This window comes from Bacillus sp. MYb209 (assembly GCF_002975175.1).
In the GTDB taxonomy this organism is placed as follows: Bacteria; Bacillota; Bacilli; order Bacillales; family Bacillaceae_G; genus Bacillus_A.
This window is the reverse complement of the sequence record NZ_PCNZ01000119.1, coordinates 1-1,484: the sequence shown is the minus strand read 5'-3', so window position 1 is coordinate 1,484 and position 1,484 is coordinate 1. Positions and strand designations below refer to the sequence as shown.

General features: G+C 36.6%; 2 protein-coding genes. One reads left to right on the top strand and one right to left on the bottom strand.

Annotated features, from left to right (window positions below; all coding sequences use genetic code 11):
• Positions 1 to 156 precede the first annotated feature (156 nt).
• Entirely contained in the window at positions 157 to 465 is a 309-nt protein-coding gene (locus CQZ94_RS30675) for a cupin domain-containing protein (protein ID WP_105588429.1), read from the bottom strand.
• Between the two features lie 90 nt (positions 466 to 555).
• On the opposite strand from CQZ94_RS30675, the gene CQZ94_RS30670 reads away from it, so the two are divergent.
• Positions 556 to 1,428, top strand: a complete 873-nt coding sequence (locus CQZ94_RS30670) for a LysR family transcriptional regulator (protein WP_105588428.1) — start codon at positions 556 to 558, stop codon at positions 1,426 to 1,428.
• Positions 1,429 to 1,484 lie beyond the last annotated feature (56 nt).

The following is a 1,484-nucleotide window of genomic DNA, read 5'->3' as shown; positions in this document are numbered from 1 at the left end:
CAATTAACGGCTTGCTGGGCACACAACATAAAAAAACCGCTCCTTTTCGAGCGGTTTCCTCTTAGAATGAAGGTTATCCATTCTATGTGGCAATGTTTGCATGAAAACAATAAAAATTAATAATTTCCTACACAAAAAAACAGAAACAGAAAAACACTATCCAGCATTACGTTCCATTACAAGAACCAAACAACCCTTTTCAGACCATGGTTCATGTTCTGTATTAGGTCCATAACAGAGATAAGAACCTGCTCCATACTCAACATCATTGCTGATAAGAGCTCCATCTAATACGAATAATTCCTCGGTATCCTTATGCGTATGTTGAGGGAATTTTGCCCCCGGTGCAAATCGCACGACATAACGCAGTTCACCATTCTCATCTCGTAATGGAATTTGTTCTATACCATCCATAACAAATTTCCACTCACTGTTTGTGATATCAACGGAAAAGTAATCTTTCATGTTATCATCTCCTTCTATACAAATAGTAATTTACGATAATATATTGGTCAATATGAACAAAAATGAACTATTCTTCAGGAGGAATGAATTATGGAAATTCGTTTGTTACAGACATTTCAAGCTGTTGTCCAATGTGGTAGTCAGATAAAAGCAGCAAATCTGCTGCAATACGCACAATCTACCATCACCCTACACATCAATCAATTAGAAGAAAAACTCGGCATCGAACTGTTTGAGCGTAAAGGAAAACAAATGGTGCTAACCGAAGCCGGAAGACTTGTGAAAGAACAGGCAGATATTTTATTAAATCAAGTGGATGTAATCACCGAAACCGCAAAAGAATTTTCACTCGGTCAGAAAGGACTTATTCGGATTGGAGCAATTGATTCCATTGGCAAAACAAATTTGATTTCCGTACTAACAACGTTTATGAAAGAACATCCACAAATTTGTCTTTCCATCGAAAGTGGCGTAACCCAACAATTTAGTCAACGGATTATCGCTAACGAACTTGATATTGCCTTATGTCCCCCTCCATCACCAGAATTAAATCTTGAATTTTATCCGCTATATGAAGAAAAGCTTTGTTTGATACTGCCAATCGACCATCCATTATCTACACAAGAAAAAATTCACATGTGTGATTTGGAAGATGAAAATTTCATTTTAACTGGACAATTGTGTGATTATCGGCGAAAAATAGAGCATGTTTTTCTTCATCATGGCTTTCATTTACACTCTAATTACGATGCAGCAAACATGGAGATGGTTTTAAATCTTGTATTACAAGGATTTGGTATTGCTATGCTACCTAGCAATTTCGTTGCCAATTCACATCAATACGCTATTCGTGACATCGATGATATTTCATTCGCTTTACCTGTTGGATTAATCCGCAAAAAAAATAAAGTCCTCAGCCCTGCTACAGAAAAATTGTTAGCTAATATATTTTCATCCTGCTAAACAAGCACAAAAACCAGCTAATGTTTGTCAAGCAGATCTGCCTTGGTACCTAAAAG